Raw genomic sequence first — 19,845 nt, 5'->3', positions numbered from 1 at the left:
CGCATGTTGTCGATGATTTTGGTTTCTGCTCCCGCCCGAGCACAAAGACATGTGGCCTTGAGGGCTGGCCGCGTAAAGCTCGGATTCAATCACCTGACCCGGACATGAAACCGCTTCGGCCCCTCAAAAGCCTGAGTTGTTTTCTGCACCATTTCCTATCAAATAAACTGCTCCGGTGAGGATCGCTCAGGCAGAGGGGGAATTCCATGAATGCGCGTTTTCTTGCTGCAACCGTTCTCAGTTTCTCTTCGTGTCTCGACGTTGCATCCGCAGGGGGATGGGGGAATGGTCCGAGCTTCGAACAAATGGAGAAGGATCTCAACCAAGCTCAGAAAAACATCCAGGACGCTGTCAATACGGTCACTCCTTTCGTCAAAGGCGCCGCCCAGGGGATCATTCAAGGCGGCGTTAAACAGATGACAACACCCGGACCAACGAGCATGCCAGCGGACAAGGAGCAGACCGACGAATCTGACGAGGCTGCAGTAGCGAAGGCAGATAGCTCAGGCGATCAAGCGGCGGCTTCTGCCTCTAATGAGCTTCCAAATGAGGGGCGTGCAACAACCTTCTTTGGAGCATTTGGCGAAGCGTTTGGCAAAAGTGCGGGCGCCTGGATAACGTTCGGAATGGCCCATGAAGCAGGCAACCTGTCGACAAGCCAATCGGCCGGCGCGGCCATCGCTGCGAGTGCGGCCCAGGTAGATACGATTTTTGAAAAGGGTGGCCGTGCGGCTGGCGAGGCTATAGGCAGGAAGGTGGATTCTGCGGTCGATCTGTACAGGAGAGAGACCGGATACGACTCACGCAGCGATCCTCGATTCAATCCCCTTGGCTTGAATGACTAATTAGAAGGACCACTACGGTCCTCCGCGATTTCGCGCCGGCTTCAAGGATGCTCGTCGCGTTTGCTGCTGTTTCCCGGCCGGACATGTTTAGGTAAATTCTTCCCGTCAAGAGAACAATGGAACAGCCGACAAGATGAGTCCGACTAGGCCAAGAACAAAGGACCACGCGCCAATCCAAGCGGGAACGTGGACCGCAGGGTCGGTTGCGAAGAGGTACCATCGAATCTTGCCAAACCAGCCGGCCCGCTCCAAAGTCAACTCAATCTCCTGGTCGGGTTCAACTTCGAAAGCAGCTCGCAGATCGATATCCATCTGGACAACGCTCTGGTCTTTGTCCAATCCAAGGACACATAGAATGGCGCTATGCCGAGGACTGGTTACCCGCATGATTGCGAAGCGCTTTGCGCCATTCCGATGGCTATAGTGTATTCGGATACGATCCCTGCCGATGTCCTCTTCGGGAGCCTTCTGCACTATAAATTTAGTCATCGGACCGACCCAGCCTTGCCCACAAGTCGGACGCCAGGTCCGCCATCGCTCAGCCCTTCGTCGACGATGACCACGCCGGCCCCTTTGAGCGCGTCGATTACGGCATCCAGAGTATCGGTCCTTACTCTAATGCGCTCCGCTCCTGATCCCTCCATGTTCCGTACCGTGTTGATACCGATCTTCGCAGCATCAGCCAGAGCTTGCTGATCCATGTTCACGAGGGCGCGAGCGGCACGAATTTGATTTCCTGTAATAGCCAAAGATGGTCTCCCGAAATCGCTAGTTGGATAAAATACACAAATAATAGTTGACAGCAAATCATTTACGTATGATGGTTAATAAACACTAAATAGTGTTGTTGATACCCAACTAAAGGATACGACAATGCCGAAAACACCGATTCCGGTCACCGGCGAAGCTATGCCTACCAAGCGTCCAAGTTCAAAACAGCACGCATTTCAAGTTGTCCGGTGGATAGAAGGGAAGATTTTACGCTCTTGCGCCACAGCGTTTGTCCGAGCTCCAGTGTTTCGGAATCTCTCGCGCCCAGTTGATCGGCTCCTTTCAATGTGGAGCGACAAAAGGGAAAGGGAGCAAGATATGACTGCCGCAGCTCGCAATGCATATAAAGGGGAGGCCAGCCTTTCCGATGAAGCCCGGCTTGCCCGGAGCTTTGCAAAGATGGAAGCGGCGGTCGAAGAGGCCGTTTCCGCGGCTGATGCCCCGTGGGTGAGAGCCAAGCGTCTCGGCGTCGAGCTTTCTAAGGTGCTTGCTGAAATCGGCGGGAATGATTTCGCGTACATCCAGCCCTCAGGAATTCCATTAGCTGTATTTTTTGGATCTCTGTCGGCGAACGAAAGCGACCTTGCGGACCTTGAGTTAGTGATCGAGGCCCATCGGAACGCTCTCCAAGCTTGGAAGGACACATCCCGGAACGGTGATCTAGAAGCAGATGGTCCGGCATATGACGCCTTCTGCGAAGCAGAGATGGCGTTTGTAGCCTACAAGTGCATGTCAAACGTCGAAGCCCAGCGCAAAATCTTCTATGCAACGGAATGCAGAGAGGTCACGGAAGCCCTCAAGAACGACTATGACAGCGATGGTAGGTCGTTCCTCTCAATATTCCTCGAGTCTGTGCGCCAGGAGCAGAATACAGGCGATGAGTTCGGGCGTGATGCAGCCGAATACGACCCAGTGGAATCATCGAGAGTCAACCCAAGGCCCATCGCTGCCCTTTATGCAGAATGGGAGCGGCAACTTGCTACCGCGACAACGGATCGATCTGTGGAACAGGCTTTTCAGCTCAAGAAGCTCATAATGCCTAAACCTGCGACGACCTTGCAGGAATTTGCCATGAAGGTGCTTGTCGACACCGGGTACGGCGAACACATTCTGGACGACACTATGATCCAGGAGGCGAGAGAACTGGTCGCGTCTACCCCGTCCGCCGTCGCCGAAGCTAAGACGAAGCCAATCCCAACGGACAAACGGATCATCAGCGCGCTCTGCGACCTCGAACATGAAATCTGCAGCCTTCGCAGCATGGTCAACATCCTCGGCGATTTGCTTGATGACAATCTGGTTGATGTAGAGACGGGCTCGCAGAGCAATCAGGGCCTCTTCAAGATTTGGCTTACGGGCGGCACGATGAACATGCTGTCTTTCTCGTGGAATGATGTGATTGGCCGCGCCAACCGCCTTGAGCGCTCTTTCTACGCGGCTATTGATGGGGAGGGCGGTCAATGAGTGACTTCGTTGCTCCGGCAATGCCTGCCAATCGCATCATGTCTAACGGGCTACGTGTCCATCCGGTTCAAGGCGACGCAATGTTTCCGCTCCTGCGCGGTGGCCGAGACTACGTCCTCATCGCGCCGGTCACTTCTTACAAAGGCGAGGGCATCTATTTGCTCGATGTGGGGCTCGGGGTCGATCTTTTCCGCGTCTGCAATGTCTTTGATGGCAAAGGAGGTCTCCGACTCTCTCGAGAGAACCCGATCTATCAATTGCACGATATAAGCCGCGAGCGTTTCGAGGAGCAGGTGGTTGGAATTGTTGTGGCAGACATCAAGGTCCGCGACGAACGATTCCTGCATCACTGAGACTAACCAACTATCCCCGCCCGCCCCGCTTCGCGAATGGAGCCGGCCGTATTCCTCACCAAATGCCCGTTCCAGCGGCAAAAGCGAGTGGGGAGAAAAGTGGGGAAGCCCACTTTTGTTCTTTGAATTGCGCAGCAAAAGCAATCGGATAAATGGGAAACTTGGCGGAAGAGGTGGGATTCGAACCCACGGTACGGTCTCCCGCACGCCGGTTTTCAAGACCGGTTCCTTAAACCACTCGGACACTCTTCCATGCAGTTGATTTGAAGCGGGCTCGAAACCCGCGCACCTGCGGTTGCCTGACGCCATCAGCTCAGGCTATGCAGCGTTTAAAGCCGTTCGGCGGCAGCGTCAACTGGTTCTGTACGGTACCCGAAGGGCCGCGGAGGGGAGAAGCTCCCCGTTGCTGAAACGCCCAGCCGGGCTGAACCGACTGCGTTATTCAGAATCTTAAATTAGTGAATTATTAACCATATTAATTAGAATTGTCCCTATCTTGGCGAAATGCTTCGCAAATTTGCCATGAAGGCCGCATGATTAAAGTCTCGTTAGGTTGGTGGGATTAGGGGTGTCTTGCCCGGATCGGGCAGATTTCTTAACCATAACGGTCTTGAGCGGCGTGGGACATATGAAACGAGAGTACGGGGCGGCGTCATTCGCAACGGGAATGCGATGGGTAGGGCTGTCGCTGATCTGCGCAACGGTTACGGCTTGCGGTTCCTCGCCTACGCCCACAAAGCGCACTCACGGCAAGGAGTATTTCTCGGAGAAGGAATACGGCGTCAAGGCCAGCCCCCGTGTTGCCACCGGCAACAACATCCCGAAGGGCGGCGGCCGCTATATGGTCGGGGACCCCTACGTGGTGAAGGGGAGGTGGTACTACCCGAAGGAAGATTTCTCCTACAACAAGGTTGGTGTTGCGTCGTGGTACGGCTCGGCCTTTCATGGCCGTTTGACGGCGAACGGCGAAGTCTATGACCAGATGCACCTTTCCGCCGCGCATCCAACGTTTCCGCTGCCGAGCTATGCACGCGTGACGAATACGGAAAACGGCGCGTCCATTATCGTGCGTGTCAACGATCGTGGTCCGTATCACGAAGGGCGCATTATCGACCTGTCCAATAAGACGGCGGATATGCTTGACCTGCAGCACAGCGGTACCGGAAACGTCCGCGTCCAGTATGTGGGGCGTGCCCGGATGGATGGGCATGATATGCCTTATCTGATGGCCTCCTATGTGCCGAAGGGCAGCCGCATTCCGGGCATCAACCCGGGTGGCGGGCAGATTGCCACCGGTGTCATGGTCGCCTCCAACAGCAAGCGCATAACCGCAGACCAGCTCCTGAGCTTCGGCGGTTTCGCGCCCGAGCCGGAGAATGTTCCTGTGCCGGTCTCGGCGACGTCCTATGCCGGCTCGACTCCGAGCGCGCGCTACAATGCTGCGCCTGTCCCGACGCCGATGCCGTCACCGTCTTTTGGCGGCGTCGCGCCCCTGGCGGAGCCGGCGGCCACTCAGATGATCGTCCTCCCGGAATTTGGCCCTTTCCCATATGAACGCCCCTATGGAGGGCAGCGCTCTCTCGCAATGGGGTATCAGGAACAGGGCGCCAAGACTGTTACCGTCGAACTCGCTTTCGACGCCGTGATGGTTCGCAACGACGGCCTCACGCAGGACTCGATCCTGGCATCCGTCAAGCGTCAAAAGACAGCCGCCGCGCGCGGCGAGTAACGGCGGCCATTGCGTCGCTCCAGGTCCGTTGTTAGCATCGTCGAGCTCGACCGAGCTGTGGGGTTTTTCGGTGTTCAAGCGTTTCGTTGGCCTCTGTGTTTGCCTTCTGCCTTTCGCAACGGTTGCCGCTGCCGCGAGCGGTGATGCCAACGCTTCATTCGTGACCAAGGCGGCCCAAGCCTACATGGTCGAGGCGTCTACCCGGACCGTGCTTCTTGCCAAGAACGAGAATCAGACCTTCTCGCCGGCGTCACTCGCGAAGCTGATGACGGTGGATCTCGTCTTCGACGCCCTTTCGAAGAACCAGATCACCCTCGACACGCAGTATCCGGTTTCGGAATACGCCTGGCGAACTGGGGGGGCGCCGTCGCGCACGGCAACGATGTTTGCCGCGCTCAAGTCGAACGTCCGCGTCGAGGATCTGATCAAAGGCATTGCCATTCAGGGCGCCAACGACAGCTGCATCGTTCTCGCTGAAGGCATGAGCGGCAGTGAGCCGGCCTTTGCGGCTGCTATGACGCGGCGTGCTAAAACGCTCGGTATGGAGCGGTCCATCTTCGGGAATTCGACCGGGCTGCCTGACGGCAAAAGCAGGACGACGGCGCTCGACATGGTGACGTTGGCGGCGGAACTGCAAATGTCCTATCCGAACCTCTATTCCTATTTTGCGCAGCCTGATTTCGAGTGGAACAGGATTTTCCAGCGCAACCGCAATCCTTTGCTTGGTTTCGGCATGGGTGTTGATGGCCTGGCGACCGGCTTTGCCGAGGGAGAGGGCTATTCCATCGTCGCCTCCGCCGAACGCGATGGCCGGCGGCTCTTCATGGCCCTGGGCGGCATTGCCTCCGACAAGGAGCGCACCGAAGAGGCCAAGCGCGTGCTCGAATGGGGGCTGACCGCCTTCGAAAGCCGTCAGATTTTCGCCGACGCCGAGGTGATCGGCGAAGCAAGCGTCTACGGTGGAACCTCGCGAAGCGTTGATCTCGTCGCAAAGACGCCCGTGAGTGTCTATGTACCGATCAGCAATCCCGAGCGGCTGTCGGCGCGCATCGTCTACCATTGGCCGTTGATGGCTCCCATGGAGGCCGGCCATGAAATAGGGTCGCTGCGCATCTTCGCGGGCGGTCGCCTGTTGCGTGAGGTACCCCTTTATACGAAGGAGACCGTGGAGGTTGGCTCTTTGAGCAGCCGTGCCGTCGACGCGCTGATGGAACTCGGCGAGACGCTGTTGTTCTCCTGGCTGTGGGATAAGCCCGAACCCACCTGATCGCCGAATTCGCTATTCAGGGTGAGAGTTACCGTCGAGCGGTTTCGCTTTTCGCTGCCTTCCGTTAAATGTACGGCAGTGGTGCGGGTGACCGCCGTAATGCAGGAATTAGTCATTGCCATCCGGTACTGGGTTGTTTGTAACGTTTGAAGGCGGGGAGGGCGCGGGCAAGTCGACGCAGATCCGCCGCCTTGCTGAGTCTCTCCGTGCCCGCGGTCATGACGTGCTTTTGACACGGGAGCCGGGCGGTTCTCCGGGCGCCGAGGCTGTGCGTCACGTGCTTCTTTCGGGTGCTGCCGAAGCCTTTGGAACCCGCATGGAGGCAATCCTCTTCGCAGCGGCACGCAATGATCACGTCGAGGAAGTCATCCGGCCGGCTTTGATGACCGGCAAGGTGGTCCTTTGCGATCGCTTCATGGATTCGTCGCGGGTCTATCAAGGCGTGACCGGGAATCTTGAGTCGGAATTCATCGAGGCGCTGCAGCGCGTCGCGGTCAATGGTATCGTTCCCGACTGCACGCTTGTCTTCGATCTGCCGGCGCTGGCGGGTCTCGAGCGCGCCCGGAGGCGAGGCGTTGCTGGCGACGTCGCCCCGGACCGCTTCGAGAAGGAGGAGCTCGAAACCCACGAGAAGCGCCGAGAAGCGTTTCTCGATATCGCCGCCCGGGAGCCTGACCGTTGCCACGTCATCGATGCAACGCGGTCCGAAGAGGTCATTGCCGCCGAGGTTCTGGAGACCGTCTGGCGGCAACTGCCGCATGCGACAGCGACCAAGTTAGCGGAAGCAACTCATGAACGATGAACGACCGGGATTGCTTGACGGTGCCATCTGGCCAGCCGAAAACATGAAGCTATTCGGCCATGATGACGCCGAGGCCTTCCTCGCGCAGTCGTATCGGTCGGGCAAGGGCCACCATGCGATCCTGATCGAGGGACCGCCGGGCGTCGGCAAGGCAACGCTTGCCTTCCGCTTCGCCAATCATGTCCTGACGCATCCGGATCCGGCCGGCGCGCCGGATCGGTTGGAGGATCCGGATCCAGCCTCTCCTGTCAGCCGCCAGATCGCCTCGGGCGCCTCGCATAACCTGCTGCACCTGGCGCGGCCCGTCGATGAAAAGACGGGGAAGATGAAATCCGCAATCACGGTCGATGAGGTCAGGCGGGCAGGGCGCTTCTTCTCGCAGACGTCGGGCACCGGCAATTGGCGCATTGTCATCATCGATCCTGCCGATGACATGAACCGCAATGCCGCGAATGCGATCCTGAAAATCCTCGAGGAGCCGCCGAAACGCGCACTGTTCCTGCTTATCTCCCATGCGCCCGGCAAGCTGCTTCCAACCATTCGTTCGCGCTGCCTGCCGCTGAAGCTCGCGCCGCTTGACGACAGTGCTCTCGGTGCGGCGCTCGCCCATCTCGGTATCGAGGCCAACCGCGACTTGCTTGCGGCGGCAAATGGCAGCGTAGGCGAGGCGCTGAAGCTGGTGAACTACGGCGGCAGCGATATCATCGCTGCTTACAACGATGTATTGGGTGCGCAGGGGGCATCTGCCCGCAGGGCTATGCATCGGCTGGCGGATGCGCTTTCCGGGAAGGACAGTGACACAATCTTTGAATTTTTCACCGGCCACGTCGGCGAGGACTTGATGCAGAAGGCACGGGCTGCGGCGATGGCAGGGCAGGTGGCTGCCGCGGAGAGGCTGGCCCGCCTGCATTCAGACATTGGCGAGCGGCTGACCGTTTCGGATGCCTACAATCTGGATCGCAAGCAGACGATCCTCAGCATCCTTGGAGATATCAAGCAGCCCGGCCCCTGATCAGGTTGCCAGCAGCTTCCATGCGACGACGGCAAGCGTCAGCGCCAGCACGATGCGGATTGTCCGTTCGTGGAGCTTAGGTGCGATCAGGCTGCCCGCGATAATCCCGGGGATCGAGCCGACCAGCAGGGCAAACAGCATTCCCCAGTTGATCTCGCCGATCACCCAGTAGCCCATCCCGCCGATCAGTGTCAGCGGGACGGCGTGAACGATATCGGAGCCAACAATTTCTCGAACATCGAGGCGCGGGTAGAGGACCAGCAGTACCGTCACGCCGAGCGCCCCTGCGCCCACCGACGTCAGCGTCACGAGGGTGCCTAGCACCAGCCCGAGGACCATTGTCCAGATGGCGATCGTGAGCGGCTTGGGCGGAGAGCGCTCTCCAATCGAGCGAAGCGCGAGCGCGAGGACTTGCTTGCGAAAGACCAGCATAAACGCGGTCATGACAAGCAACCAACCAAGGGCCATTGTAATCGTGTGGGCGACCTCGACGCTCCTACGATCGACTCCCGCCATCAGCCAGAGCGTCAGCAGGGCGGCCGGGACGCTTCCGGCAGCCAGGCAGCCTACAATGCGCCAATTCACCCTGCCATGCATGCCGTGAACTGCTGTTCCGGCTGTCTTGGTCACAGCTGCGTAGAGCAGATCGGTTCCGACGGCTGTCGCTGGATGAACCCCGAAGAGAAGTACCAGCAACGGCGTCATCAGCGACCCGCCACCGACACCCGTAATGCCGACCAAGGCGCCGACAAGAAGCCCGGAGAGGGAATAGAGGGGATTGAAGCTGAAAAGGTCGGTCAAATAGGAGACCTCGAGCCCTGCGCGTGAATGGTGCTGCCGAGTGCTGAATATGTCACGTCGCTGATGCCCGCCCTTTGAATTTTCTTTGGGTAGAATGCGCCCAGAATCGAGTCAAGTGCAGGCACGCCGGCGAACGGCAAATCGCCTGCTTTCGAAACTTGCTGTTTCGCTTCGCCATGACTTGCGCTAAGAGCGGCTGACAAATTTTATAGAGTAAGCCGGACACGAATGGCCGCCATGACAGAGAAGACACCGTTTTACATCACCACCGCGATTTCATACCCGAACGGCAAGCCGCACATCGGCCATGCCTATGAGCTGATTGCGACGGACGCAATGGCGCGCTACCAGCGCCTCGACGGCAAGGATGTCTTCTTCCTGACGGGTACCGACGAGCACGGCCAGAAGATGCAGCAGACGGCCCGAGCCGAGGGTATGTCGGCCCAGGAGCTTGCAGATCGCAATTCCAGTGCGTTCCAGTCGATGGGGCAGCTCCTCAACGCCTCGAACGACGACTTCATTCGCACGACGCAGGAGCGTCACCACGAGACGTCGCAGAACATCTGGAACCTGATGGGTGACAATGGCGACATCTACAAGGATTCTTATGCCGGCTGGTACTCGGTTCGCGACGAAGCCTACTATCAGGGAAGCGAGACGGAGCTGCGCGCCGATGGCGTGCGCTACGGACCGCAAGGCACGCCTGTCGAATGGGTGGAAGAGGCCAGCTACTTCTTCAAGCTTTCCGAATATCAGGACAAGCTGCTCGCGCACTACGAAGCCAACCCTGACTTCATCGGGCCTGCCGAGCGGCGCAACGAGGTCATCTCCTTCGTCAAGTCGGGACTGAAGGATCTCTCGATTTCACGCACGACCTTCGATTGGGGCATCAAGGTGCCGAACGACCCTGATCACGTCATGTATGTCTGGGTCGATGCCCTAACCAACTACATTACGGCGACCGGGTACATCGAGGATCGCAACGGTCCCCGCGCCAAGTACTGGCCGGCGGACGTTCATATCATCGGCAAGGACATCATCCGCTTCCACGCGGTCTACTGGCCGGCCTTCCTGATGTCCGCCAAGCTGCCGCTTCCCAAGCGCGTCTTCGCGCACGGCTTCCTGCTCAACAAGGGCGAGAAGATGTCGAAGTCGCTCGGCAACGTCGTCGATCCCGTCAATCTGGTGAACCATTTCGGCCTCGACCAGGTGCGCTATTTCTTCCTCCGCGAAGTCTCCTTCGGTCAGGACGGCAGCTACAGCGAAGAGGCGATCGGCACGCGCATCAACTCCGACCTTGCCAACGGCATCGGAAACCTTGCCAGCCGCTCGCTGTCGATGATCGTCAAGAACTGCGACGGCAAGGTCCCGGAATGCGGTCCGCTGACGGACGAGGACAAGACCATGCTGGCGCAGGCCGACGCGCTGCTCGCGTCGACGCGTGACGACATGAACAAGCAGCTGATCCATCGCGCGCTCGCGTCGATCATCGCTGTCGTTTCCGAGACCGACCGCTACTTCGCCGGCCAGGAGCCCTGGGCGCTGAAGAAGACCGATCCGGCGCGCATGGGCACCGTGCTCTACGTCACGGCCGAGGTCGTCCGCCAGATTGCCATCCTGTTGCAGCCTTTCGTGCCTGAATCGGCCGGCAAGCTGCTTGATCTGGTTGCGGCTCCTGCCGACAAGCGCGACTTCGCGGCGCTCGGCGAAGCCGGCCGCCTCATCGCAGGCACGGCGCTCGAAGCGCCGAAGCCAGTGTTCCCGCGCTACGTCGCGCCGGAAGCGTGAGGACCTCATGCTGATCGATACGCATTGCCATCTGGATTTCGCCGACTTCGAGGAGCAGCGGGACGAGATCGTCAAGCGCGCCCACGACGCGGGTGTCAAGCAGATGGTGACGATCTCGACGCGGGTGCGCAAGCTGGACGCGCTGCTGGCCATCACCGAGAAATATCCGTCTGTTTTCTGTTCCGTCGGCACGCATCCGAATAATGCAGGCGACGAGCTCGATATCCAGACGGAAGATCTCGTGCGTCTGGCCAATGCCCACGAGAAGATTGTCGCGATCGGCGAGGCCGGCCTTGACTATTTCTACGATACGCAAAAGCCGGAGGACCAGCAGACCGGGCTGCGGCGCCACATTGACGCTTCGCGCGAGACGCAGCTGCCGCTCGTAATCCATAGCCGCAGCGCCGACGGAGACATGGCTGCGATCCTGACAGAGGAAATGGGGAAGGGGGCGTTTCCCTTTATCCTCCATTGCTTCTCGTCTGGCGCTGAACTCGCAAGGATCGGCGTCGAACTGGGCGGCTACGTGTCCTTCTCCGGTATCCTGACCTTCCCGAAGTCGGAGGAACTTCGTGATATCGCCAAAACGGTGCCGCAGGATCGGCTTCTTGTCGAGACCGACGCGCCCTACCTTGCGCCAAAGCGCTGGCGCGGCAAGCGCAACGAACCGTCCTATGTCGTGAACACGGCCGAGGTTCTGGCCGAGACGCTCGGCCTCAGCCATGCCGAGATGGCGCGGATCACCACCGAAAACGCATTCCGCATTTTCTCAAAGATGCCGAGGATCTGACAGCGTGGGCTACAGGCGGCGTTTCACCATTCTCGGCTGTTCGTCGTCGCCCGGCGTTCCACGCATCACTGGCGATTGGGGTGCCTGCGACCCGACCAATCCGAAGAATCGCCGCACCCGCGCGGCGTTCATGGTCCAGCAATATGATGACAACGGCGGCGTCACGACCGTTGTCATCGATACCGGGCCGGATTTTCGCGAGCAGATGATCGCGGCCCGCGTCACTCACATCGACGCTGTCCTCTATACTCATGCCCATGCCGACCACATCCATGGCCTCGACGATCTGCGTGGCTATTTCTATGGCGCGCAGCAGCGGGTTCCGATTCACGCCACGCGTGAGACGATGGACCGCATTCGACAAGGGTTCGGCTACTGCCTTGAAACGCCGCCCGGCAGCAACTATCCGCCGATCGTCGAAGCAAAGGTCATCGGAAGCCTCGACGTCCCGGTTCGGATCAGCGGCGGGGGCGGAACGATCTCGATCCGACCGCACCTGCAGCAGCATGGCGACATATACTCGCTTGGCATTCGCGTTGGCGACGTCGCTTATTGCAGTGATATCAGTGACTTTCCGCCTGAAACTGTCGAAAAACTTCAAGAGCTCGACGTCCTCATCATCGATGCCTTGCAATATCGCTATCATCCGAGCCATCTGTCGCTCGAGCAATCGCTCGACTGGATTAAGCGCCTGAATCCGAAACGGGCGATCCTGACCCATATGCATACGCCGCTCGACTATGACACGGTCATGGCCGAAACGCCCGATCATGTGGTTCCGGCTTATGATCAGATGAGCTTCGATATTGAACTGGTCGAACTGGAAAGCGGCTGACGACCTGCATGATGTCGCGCGGTTCTAGAATGAAGTGCGACTTGCTAATGATCCCAATGGGTTATCAATTGCAAGGACGATGCAATGAAGCGCACCTACTCTCAGATTGGATTGGACGAACGCCGTAAGATTGCCCGTTGGAGGTTGGCTGGGCTCAGTATTGACGCCATTGCAGAGAAGCTCGGAAGGCATCGTTCGACGATCTTTCGCGAAGTCCGGCGCAACATATTCGTCGACAAGGAAGTTCCTGATCTCAGCGGCTACTACTGCGTGAACGCGCATCAGATGGCCTGTGATCGCCGTTTAAAGCTGCGCAAGCTCGCGCGCTTCTCGCATGTCCGGCAATCGGTGATCGAGCGGATCGTACACGGCTGGTCACCGCAGCAGATTGCCGGTCGGATGCGCCTGGAGCACCATCCGATCTCGGTGAGCCACGAGACGATCTACAAATTCGCATACTCGGCCGACGGCCAGGCGATCAAGCTGTGGCGACATCTGCCGGAGCGTCGTGCCAGGCGCAGGCCAAGACATGCCAGACGCAAGCACGGTCAACGCTTTAGCTCGGATCTGAACATTATGCGTCGTCCCGACACTGTCGCTGACCGCAAACAGTTTGGGCACTGGGAATGTGATCTTATCCAGTTCCGCAAGAAGTTTGGAAAGGCCAACGTCACGTCGCTCGTCGAGCGCGTTAGCCGATTTGCGATCTTCCTGCGTAACAACGACCGTCAGTCACGTCCGGTCATGGACGGCCTCATACAGGCCCTCAAGGCCCTACCCCATCTAGCCCGTCGCTCGATCACCTTCGACCGTGGCACGGAGTTTACGGATTGGCCGTATCTTCAGGCGAGCATCGGCACCCAAACCTGGTTCTGCGACCCGCAATCGCCGTGGCAGAAAGGCACCGTCGAGAATACCAATGGCCGCGTCCGGAAATGGCTTTCGAGAGAGGTCGATCCATTATCGGTCACAGATGCCGATCTGATCGAGATCTGCAACCGGCTTAACGCAACACCCCGCAAATGCCTTGGCTATCGAACCCCAGCCGAAGTCTTCCGAAAGAAACTGCTCGCGCAGATCAGACATGCCGGCTAGCTTGATGAGCCACAAAAGTCGCGGTTCAGCATGAACTCACAATCTCCCGTAAGGAATAGCGCACGAAGGACGCCTACCAACACCCCGCCTGCTGATCTATGCTCTTTCCTTGTGCGTAGACTGCCCTAGAATTCCTAGGACAGCCGGAGCCGTTGCCATGCGCGCCTTCCTCGCAGTTTTCATTCTGTGTGCCGCGTCCTTCGTTTTGTTTGCGACCGCTCAAGCCGAAGATCCGATCGACGCGACGCGAACGATGATCGAGGCGCAGATCAAGGCGTTCCTGAACGACGACGTCGACACGGCCTATTCCTTCGCCGCACCCGGGATCAAGGCGATCTACCCCGACAAGAACGTCTTCTTCGCCATGGTCAAGAAAAGCTACGAGCCGGTTTACCACCCTGGCAATTATGCCTTTGGGCGCAGCCGCTCGATCGACAATGGCGCGATGATCTATCACGAGGTGCTGATATCAGGCCGTGACGGCAAGGATTGGACTGCCGTCTACCAGCTGGCGCGTCAGCCTGACGGAAACGACAAGATCAACGGTGTGCAGATCGTGCCAAATACCGAAAGCAAAGGCATCTAAAGAAATGCCGCGGAAAGCCTCTCGCGATTTTTCGTTTGGAATTCAGATCAGGCTGGCTGGTTCCAAGGCATCAGGTTGAGCAGCTTCGCCATCCCGCACCAGCCGGATATGCCGGCAAAGGCAAGCGCCGCGCCAAACAGGCCGGCAACGACGAAGCCAGCTGGGCTGATGAAGAAGCCGGCAAGCACCGACAGCAGCACGAGGAAGCCGACGACGATCTGGACCTGACGGAAGATCGTTAGGCGCGGGACGGCTGTGCCGACCACCGGCAGGCCTTCCGCTTTCCAAGCAGTGATGCCGCCCTCAAGATTGAAGACCGGATACTCGCTTCCCTCCTGGGCTACCAGCCGCTCGCAGGCTTGCTGGCCGCGACCGCCCTTCAGGCACTGGAATACGACTTTGCGTCCGGCCGGGACGGAAAGGACTCGGGTGAGGTTTCCGACCTCGGACAGAGGCAGGGAAAGGGCCGAAGCGATATGCTCGCTGCGGAACTCCTCCGGCTCGCGGACGTCGATAAGGACCGCCTCGCCCGCACCTATCCACTCTTTCGCCTGGCGCGGTGTCACCACCTTCATCGACTGCGTCATTGCTCAAACCTTCCTGCAGAAGCGGTTGTAGAGAATTTCCATGATCTCCAGAGCCGCCGGATCGTTTATAAAATAATAGAGCGTACGGTGGTCCCGCCGGAAATCGACGAGGCCTTCCTTCTTCAATTTCGCCAGATGCTGCGACATTGAGGTCTGGCCGATGCCTGTCCCCTCGACCAGCGTACCAACGCTCTTCTCGCCGGCGGCAAGAAGACAGAGGATCAGCAGCCTGTGCGGGCTTGCAAGTCCACTCAGGAACTCCGCAGCCCCTTCCGCCTTGCCGCTCATCTCCAGCGTGAAGTCCGTCATCGGCGCCTCTTTACATTTCGTATTTTACTGATATCACATTTTTACGAAATGAAAAGCAAGAAATACGGAAACAGAATGATGAGCAAGGATTACAAGCAGATCACCCGTGATATCGCCGCCTATACCGGAGAACTGAGAAAGCTGGCGCCGGAGGCCATGCAAGGCTTCTACGCACTAGCGAAAGGCGCAAGCGCCGATGGCGCCCTCGACAAGAAGACGAAGGAACTGATCGCGTTGGCGATCGGCGTCACTCAGCGCTGCGACGGCTGCATCGGCTTTCACGCCAAGGCATTGAAAGAACTCGGCGCCACTCGTGAAGAGGTCGCCGAGGTCATGGCGATGAGTGTTTATATGGGCGGTGGCCCAGCGTTGATGTATGCCGCAGACGCGCTGCGCGCCTATGACCAGTTTGCCGAAGCTTAAGGCGGCTCAGACTGGATCGAGATCGCCCCTCGCCCATTCCTCCATGGTCTCGGCCATGAAATCGGCGAAACGGCCTTCGGCGATTGACTTGCGGATGCCCTGCATCAGCTCCTGGTAATAGGCGAGATTGTGCCAGGAGAGCAGCATGCCGCCGAGGGCCTCATTGGCACGCACGAGGTGGTGCAGGTAGGCACGGGAGTAGTCGCGCGATGCCGGGCAGTTCGATTGTTCGTCGAGCGGCCGCATATCCTCTGCGTGACGGGCATTGCGGATGTTGACCTTGCCGCGACGTGTAAAGGCAAGCCCGTGACGGCCAGAGCGGGTCGGCATCACGCAGTCGAACATGTCGATGCCGCGAGCGACGGACTTCAGGATATCGTCAGGCGTACCGACGCCCATGAGATAGCGCGGCTTCTCCGTTGGCAATACCGGAAGGGTCTCCTCGAGCATCTTCAGCATGACCTCCTGCGGCTCGCCAACGGCGAGACCGCCGACCGCGTAGCCCTTGAGATCGAGATCGGTCAGTGCCGCGGCCGACCGGACGCGCAGCGCGGGTACATCCCCGCCCTGCACGATGCCGAACATGGCTTTACCCGGCTGGTTGCCGAAGGCGACCTTGCAACGCTCCGCCCAGCGCAGCGACAGCTCCATGGCGCGCTCGATTTCCCGCGGTTCCGCCGGCAGCGCCACGCACTCGTCAAGCTGCATCTGGATGTCGGAACCGAGCAGTCCCTGGATCTCGATCGAGCGCTCCGGCGACATGTGATGCAGGCTGCCGTCGACATGCGACTTGAAGGTTACGCCCTGCTCATCGAGCTTGCGGAGACCCGAGAGCGACATCACCTGGAACCCGCCGGAATCGGTCAGGATCGGATGCTCCCAGCGGATCAGCTTGTGCAGACCACCGAGCCGGGCCACGCGTTCCGCTGTAGGGCGCAGCATGAGATGGTAGGTGTTGCCGAGGATGATGTCGGCGCCCGTGTCGCGAACCTGGTCGAGATACACGGCCTTAACGGTACCGACGGTGCCGACGGGCATGAAGGCCGGCGTGCGGATCGTGCCCCGCGGCATCGAGACCTCGCCCAGGCGAGCACCGGCGTCAGTCTTCTTGAGGGTGAACTGAAAGTTCTCGGTCATTTAGTCTTTCCGGAAAAGAAGGCTGGAATCGCCATAGGAATAGAAGCGGTAGCCCGTCGAAATCGCGTGCTGATAGGCTGCATGCATGGTCTCGAAGCCGGCAAAGGCCGAAACGAGCATGAACAGGGTCGATCGGGGCAAATGGAAGTTCGTCATCAGCATGTCAACCGCCTTGAAGCGGTAGCCTGGCGTGATGAAGATACCCGTGGCGCCGGCCCAGGCCCGGATCTCGCCATTGTCCTGCGCAGCACTTTCGATCAGCCGTAGCGAAGTCGTGCCCACACAGATGATGCGCCCGCCCCTCGCCTTCACGGCATTGAGGCTCGCAGCCGTTTCGGCGCTGACATAGCCGCTTTCGAGATGCATCTTGTGGTCGTCGGTATCGTCCACTTTGACTGGCAAGAAGGTGCCGGCGCCGACATGTAGCGTCACGAAATGGCGCTCGACCCCAGCCTTGTCGATCGCGTCGAAAAGCGCGGGCGTGAAGTGAAGTCCGGCCGTGGGAGCGGCGACGGCGCCTTCCTCGCGCGCATAGATGGTCTGGTAGTCGGCGCGGTCGCGTTCATCCTCGGCGCGTTTGGCGGCGATGTAGGGTGGCAGCGGAATATGTCCGACGGAATGGATGGCCTCGTCGAGCATCGGCCCAGACAGGTCGAAGGCAAGGGTGACTTCGCCGCCGTCGCCTTTTTCCTCGACCGTGCATTCGAGCTTGCCGAGCAGGCAGCTGGTGCCGTCATGGCCAAATGAGATGCGATCACCGATCTTGATGCGCTTACCGGGCTTGGCAAAAGCCTTCCAGCGGCTGGTGCCGGTGCGCATATGCAGCGTTGCCGAAACCTGCTGACCGCCGGCGCCCTCACGATAACGGATGCCCTCGAGCTGCGCCGGGATCACCTTGGTGTCGTTGAAGACGAGCGCGTCCCCTGCCCTTAGAAAGCTGAGCAAATCGCTAACCCGATAGTCCGACAGCTGCACTTCGCCCGCCGGGTCGACGACGAGCAGGCGCGCGCTATCGCGCGGCTCGGCGGGCCGCAGGGCGATCCGTTCATCCGGCAGGTCGAAATCAAAGAGGTCTACGCGCATCACTCAAATCCAGGCAAAGCGAAACCCGCCCCACGCTTTCGCGCAAGGGCGGGTTTCAGCAAAAATCACAATCAGACGTCAGCGGCAACCCGCATCGAGACGATCGAGTCCGGATCGACGACCGGCTCGCCCTTCTTGATCTTGTCGACGTTGTCCATGCCTTCGATGACCTGACCCCAGACGGAGTACTGCTTGTTCAGCCAAGGAGCATCGGTGAAGCAAATGAAGAACTGCGAATTGGCAGAGTTCGGGTTCTGGGAGCGGGCCATCGAGCACGTGCCTCTGACGTGGCTGACCGCCGAGAACTCAGCCTTGAGGTCGGGCTTCTCGGAACCGCCCATGCCGGCGCGGCTCGGGTTGAAGCTCTCGCCGCCCTTCTTGCCGAACTTCACGTCGCCGGTCTGCGCCATGAAATCGTTGATGACGCGATGGAAGACAACGTTGTCATAGGCCTTCTCGCGAGCGAGTTCCTTGATGCGGGCGACATGTTCCGGCGCTACTTCCGGCAGCAACTGGATGACAACCTTACCCTTGGTGGTTTCCAGGATGATGGTGTTTTCGGGATCCTTGATCTCGGCCATTCTTCTTCTCCTACTTGTCTTGAAACTTACTTGCTGCCGACGGTGACCTTGATCATCCGGTCGGGATTGCTGACTTCGCCGTTCTGGCCCTCGCCGCGCTTGATTTTGTCGACATTCTCCATGCCGGAGACGACCTTGCCAACAACCGTGTACTGGCCGTTGAGGAACGAGCCATCAGCAAACATGATAAAGAACTGGGAGTTCGCCGAGTTCGGGTCCTGCGAGCGGGCCATACCGACAGTACCGCGCACGAAAGGCGTCTTCGAGAATTCGGCCGGCAGGTCAGGCAGGTCGGAGCCACCGGTACCGGCACGGCTCGCATCGAAGCCCTTTTCCATGTTGCCAAACTTCACGTCGCCGGTCTGGGCCATGAAGCCTTCGATGACGCGATGGAAGGCGACGTTGTCATACGCGCCCTTCTTGGCGAGCGCTTCGATCTGCGCGACGTGCTTCGGCGCGACGTCCGGCATAAGCTGGATCACGACCGGACCGTCTTTCAGCTGGATCGTCAGCGTGTTGCCGGACTGCGCGAATGCAGCGCTCGCGAACGAGGCAAGGGAAAGCACGGCTGCAAATGCGAAAGAGAAAAGTTTCATAATGGCTCCGTTGCGGCGAAAAGGTCGCCTAGGATTTGCGCTTGGATTGAAGAGCTTTCAAGACGGCAGCCGGCACAAAGGCGCTGACGTCGCCTCCCATGGCAGCGATTTGCCGGACCAATGTGGCGGTTATGGGCCGCGAGGCCGTTCCGGCTGGCAGAAAGATCGTTTGAATGTCGGGCGCCATCTGGCGGTTCATCCCGGCCATCTGCATTTCATAGTCGAGATCGGTGCCGTCCCTGAGGCCGCGGATCAGTAGGGTCGCGCTATGGGATCGCGCCGCGTCGACGACGAGATTGTCGAATGCAACGACTGAGATGTCGCCGGTCTTTTCAGGCATTGCTTCCGCGAGCGACTGGCGAATGAGATTCGCCCTCTCATCGAAGGAAAAGAGCGGTGCCTTGCCGGGATGAACGCCGATCGCGACGATAACCTTGGACGCAACGCTCAGCGCCTGGACAAGAACATCCAGATGTCCGTTGGTGATCGGGTCGAACGACCCCGGATAAAAAGCTGTCGTCATTGGCCTAGCCATTTGTTTCGACGCCCTTTTGTCATGGATGACGGTTGCCCGCAAGTCATTTGCCCATCGCTGAACGGCGGATGAATGCAGCATTCAAGGCGGCTTCAGACCGGCTCGCTATAGTTGAGACCGTCAACACCCGATGTCATTCCGGCATCGGTCAGCCCCGGAAAACGCCCATGCTGATCATCCTTGTTGTATTCGCTGTCATCGTCTCGCTGCTTGCCGAATTTTTCTACGGCTACGTGCGGGAAATGCAGGATGCAAGTTGGGTGCGGCCAAGCGTACGGGAACATAATGCAATCGTGCGTAAGACAGGAAATGTGGCGTTTAAACCGATTAAGGATTCTGAATGCCAGATGAACGGCGCATTCAAGGTCGCTTCAGAACGGCCTTGCTAAACGACCCGTCAATGTCCCTGGAACCATTTTCGCACGCATGCGTTCACTCAACCAGCGTAACGCGATA

General features: G+C 59.0%; 23 protein-coding genes and 1 tRNA gene. 14 read left to right on the top strand and 10 right to left on the bottom strand.

The features are described from left to right. The first annotated feature begins 206 nt into the window (after positions 1-206). On the top strand, positions 207-845 hold the full coding sequence (locus tag AC1DPR_RS02075) for a hypothetical protein (protein WP_477815682.1): 639 nt from the start codon (positions 207-209) through the stop codon (positions 843-845). Between the two features lie 485 nt (positions 846-1,330). On the opposite strand, the gene AC1DPR_RS02070 is transcribed toward AC1DPR_RS02075, so the two are convergent. Next, on the bottom strand, positions 1,331-1,594 hold the full coding sequence (locus AC1DPR_RS02070; RefSeq protein ID WP_477815681.1) for a hypothetical protein: 264 nt from the start codon (positions 1,592-1,594) through the stop codon (positions 1,331-1,333). Positions 1,595-1,934: 340 nt separating this feature from the next. Here AC1DPR_RS02070 and AC1DPR_RS02065 point away from each other — a divergent pair, with 340 nt between their 5' ends. Then, on the top strand, positions 1,935-3,080 hold the full coding sequence (locus tag AC1DPR_RS02065) for a hypothetical protein (protein ID WP_477815680.1): 1,146 nt from the start codon (positions 1,935-1,937) through the stop codon (positions 3,078-3,080). Further along, a complete protein-coding gene (locus AC1DPR_RS02060) occupies positions 3,077-3,433 on the top strand; it encodes a hypothetical protein (protein ID WP_477815679.1) in 357 nt (118 codons plus the stop codon). Before AC1DPR_RS02065 ends, AC1DPR_RS02060 begins: the two co-directional genes overlap by 4 nt. A gap of 162 nt (positions 3,434-3,595) precedes the next feature. On the opposite strand, the gene AC1DPR_RS02055 is transcribed toward AC1DPR_RS02060, so the two are convergent. Beyond that, positions 3,596-3,685: transfer RNA gene (locus tag AC1DPR_RS02055), tRNA-Ser, on the bottom strand. A gap of 376 nt (positions 3,686-4,061) precedes the next feature. Here AC1DPR_RS02055 and AC1DPR_RS02050 point away from each other — a divergent pair. The 4 genes from AC1DPR_RS02050 (at position 4,062) to AC1DPR_RS02035 (ending at position 8,243) form a co-directional block, all read left to right on the top strand. Then, the gene (locus AC1DPR_RS02050; protein WP_477815678.1) at positions 4,062-5,162 is read left to right on the top strand and encodes a septal ring lytic transglycosylase RlpA family protein; all 1,101 of its coding nucleotides are present in this window, start codon (positions 4,062-4,064) and stop codon (positions 5,160-5,162) included. A gap of 70 nt (positions 5,163-5,232) precedes the next feature. After that, a complete protein-coding gene (locus tag AC1DPR_RS02045; RefSeq protein WP_018855063.1) occupies positions 5,233-6,429 on the top strand; it encodes a D-alanyl-D-alanine carboxypeptidase family protein in 1,197 nt (398 codons plus the stop codon). Between the two features lie 115 nt (positions 6,430-6,544). Further along, positions 6,545-7,231 (top strand): dTMP kinase, encoded by a 687-nt coding sequence (tmk, locus tag AC1DPR_RS02040; RefSeq protein ID WP_477815677.1) that lies wholly within the window; start codon positions 6,545-6,547, stop codon positions 7,229-7,231. Further along, entirely contained in the window at positions 7,221-8,243 is a 1,023-nt protein-coding gene (locus tag AC1DPR_RS02035) for a DNA polymerase III subunit delta' (protein ID WP_113472154.1), read from the top strand. Before tmk ends, AC1DPR_RS02035 begins: the two co-directional genes overlap by 11 nt. On the opposite strand, the gene AC1DPR_RS02030 is transcribed toward AC1DPR_RS02035, so the two are convergent. Further along, on the bottom strand, positions 8,244-9,044 hold the full coding sequence (locus tag AC1DPR_RS02030; protein WP_018855060.1) for a sulfite exporter TauE/SafE family protein: 801 nt from the start codon (positions 9,042-9,044) through the stop codon (positions 8,244-8,246). A gap of 237 nt (positions 9,045-9,281) precedes the next feature. Between AC1DPR_RS02030 and metG the strand changes: the two genes are divergently transcribed. From metG to AC1DPR_RS02005, 5 genes are all read left to right on the top strand, one after another. Beyond that, positions 9,282-10,832 (top strand): methionine--tRNA ligase, encoded by a 1,551-nt coding sequence (metG, locus tag AC1DPR_RS02025; RefSeq protein ID WP_477815676.1) that lies wholly within the window; start codon positions 9,282-9,284, stop codon positions 10,830-10,832. A 7-nt stretch (positions 10,833-10,839) separates the two neighbouring features. Next, positions 10,840-11,622, top strand: coding sequence for a TatD family hydrolase (locus tag AC1DPR_RS02020; protein ID WP_477815675.1), 783 nt, complete (start codon positions 10,840-10,842; stop codon positions 11,620-11,622). Between the two features lie 4 nt (positions 11,623-11,626). Continuing rightward, positions 11,627-12,457 carry an MBL fold metallo-hydrolase gene (locus AC1DPR_RS02015; RefSeq protein ID WP_018855057.1) on the top strand — a complete coding sequence of 277 codons (831 nt, stop codon included), beginning with the start codon at positions 11,627-11,629 and terminating at the stop codon, positions 12,455-12,457. 84 nt (positions 12,458-12,541) lie between these two features. Next, positions 12,542-13,552, top strand: coding sequence for an IS30 family transposase (locus AC1DPR_RS02010; RefSeq protein WP_477815674.1), 1,011 nt, complete (start codon positions 12,542-12,544; stop codon positions 13,550-13,552). Positions 13,553-13,709: 157 nt separating this feature from the next. Then, complete coding sequence (locus AC1DPR_RS02005; RefSeq protein ID WP_477815673.1) at positions 13,710-14,138, top strand: DUF4864 domain-containing protein; 429 nt, start codon at positions 13,710-13,712, stop codon at positions 14,136-14,138. Between the two features lie 47 nt (positions 14,139-14,185). On the opposite strand, the gene AC1DPR_RS02000 is transcribed toward AC1DPR_RS02005, so the two are convergent. Beyond that, positions 14,186-14,725 carry a rhodanese-like domain-containing protein gene (locus tag AC1DPR_RS02000; RefSeq protein WP_477815672.1) on the bottom strand — a complete coding sequence of 180 codons (540 nt, stop codon included), beginning with the start codon at positions 14,723-14,725 and terminating at the stop codon, positions 14,186-14,188. A gap of 3 nt (positions 14,726-14,728) precedes the next feature. Continuing rightward, positions 14,729-15,034, bottom strand: a complete 306-nt coding sequence (locus AC1DPR_RS01995; RefSeq protein ID WP_477815671.1) for an ArsR/SmtB family transcription factor — start codon at positions 15,032-15,034, stop codon at positions 14,729-14,731. A 78-nt stretch (positions 15,035-15,112) separates the two neighbouring features. On the opposite strand from AC1DPR_RS01995, the gene AC1DPR_RS01990 reads away from it, so the two are divergent. Continuing rightward, positions 15,113-15,457, top strand: coding sequence for a carboxymuconolactone decarboxylase family protein (locus AC1DPR_RS01990; protein WP_026371502.1), 345 nt, complete (start codon positions 15,113-15,115; stop codon positions 15,455-15,457). Between the two features lie 6 nt (positions 15,458-15,463). Here AC1DPR_RS01990 and tgt read toward each other — a convergent pair whose 3' ends face one another. The 5 genes from tgt to coaD all read right to left on the bottom strand — a co-directional run bounded on the left by tgt (position 15,464) and on the right by coaD (position 19,377). After that, on the bottom strand, positions 15,464-16,594 hold the full coding sequence (gene tgt / locus AC1DPR_RS01985; protein WP_018855051.1) for a tRNA guanosine(34) transglycosylase Tgt: 1,131 nt from the start codon (positions 16,592-16,594) through the stop codon (positions 15,464-15,466). Further along, positions 16,595-17,677 carry a tRNA preQ1(34) S-adenosylmethionine ribosyltransferase-isomerase QueA gene (queA, locus tag AC1DPR_RS01980; RefSeq protein WP_018855050.1) on the bottom strand — a complete coding sequence of 361 codons (1,083 nt, stop codon included), beginning with the start codon at positions 17,675-17,677 and terminating at the stop codon, positions 16,595-16,597. It lies immediately after the preceding gene. A 71-nt stretch (positions 17,678-17,748) separates the two neighbouring features. Then, positions 17,749-18,258, bottom strand: a complete 510-nt coding sequence (locus AC1DPR_RS01975; protein ID WP_018855049.1) for a peptidylprolyl isomerase — start codon at positions 18,256-18,258, stop codon at positions 17,749-17,751. Between the two features lie 26 nt (positions 18,259-18,284). Then, complete coding sequence (locus tag AC1DPR_RS01970; protein ID WP_018855048.1) at positions 18,285-18,854, bottom strand: peptidylprolyl isomerase; 570 nt, start codon at positions 18,852-18,854, stop codon at positions 18,285-18,287. A 28-nt stretch (positions 18,855-18,882) separates the two neighbouring features. Beyond that, positions 18,883-19,377, bottom strand: a complete 495-nt coding sequence (gene coaD / locus AC1DPR_RS01965; protein ID WP_018855047.1) for a pantetheine-phosphate adenylyltransferase — start codon at positions 19,375-19,377, stop codon at positions 18,883-18,885. Between the two features lie 179 nt (positions 19,378-19,556). Between coaD and AC1DPR_RS01960 the strand changes: the two genes are divergently transcribed. After that, positions 19,557-19,778, top strand: a complete 222-nt coding sequence (locus AC1DPR_RS01960; RefSeq protein WP_477815670.1) for a hypothetical protein — start codon at positions 19,557-19,559, stop codon at positions 19,776-19,778. Positions 19,779-19,845 lie beyond the last annotated feature (67 nt).

This window comes from Rhizobium sp. 01T417 (genome assembly GCF_056398905.1).
The sequence above is the reverse complement of the archived record's forward strand: the minus strand, read 5'-3'. Positions and strand labels throughout refer to the sequence as shown.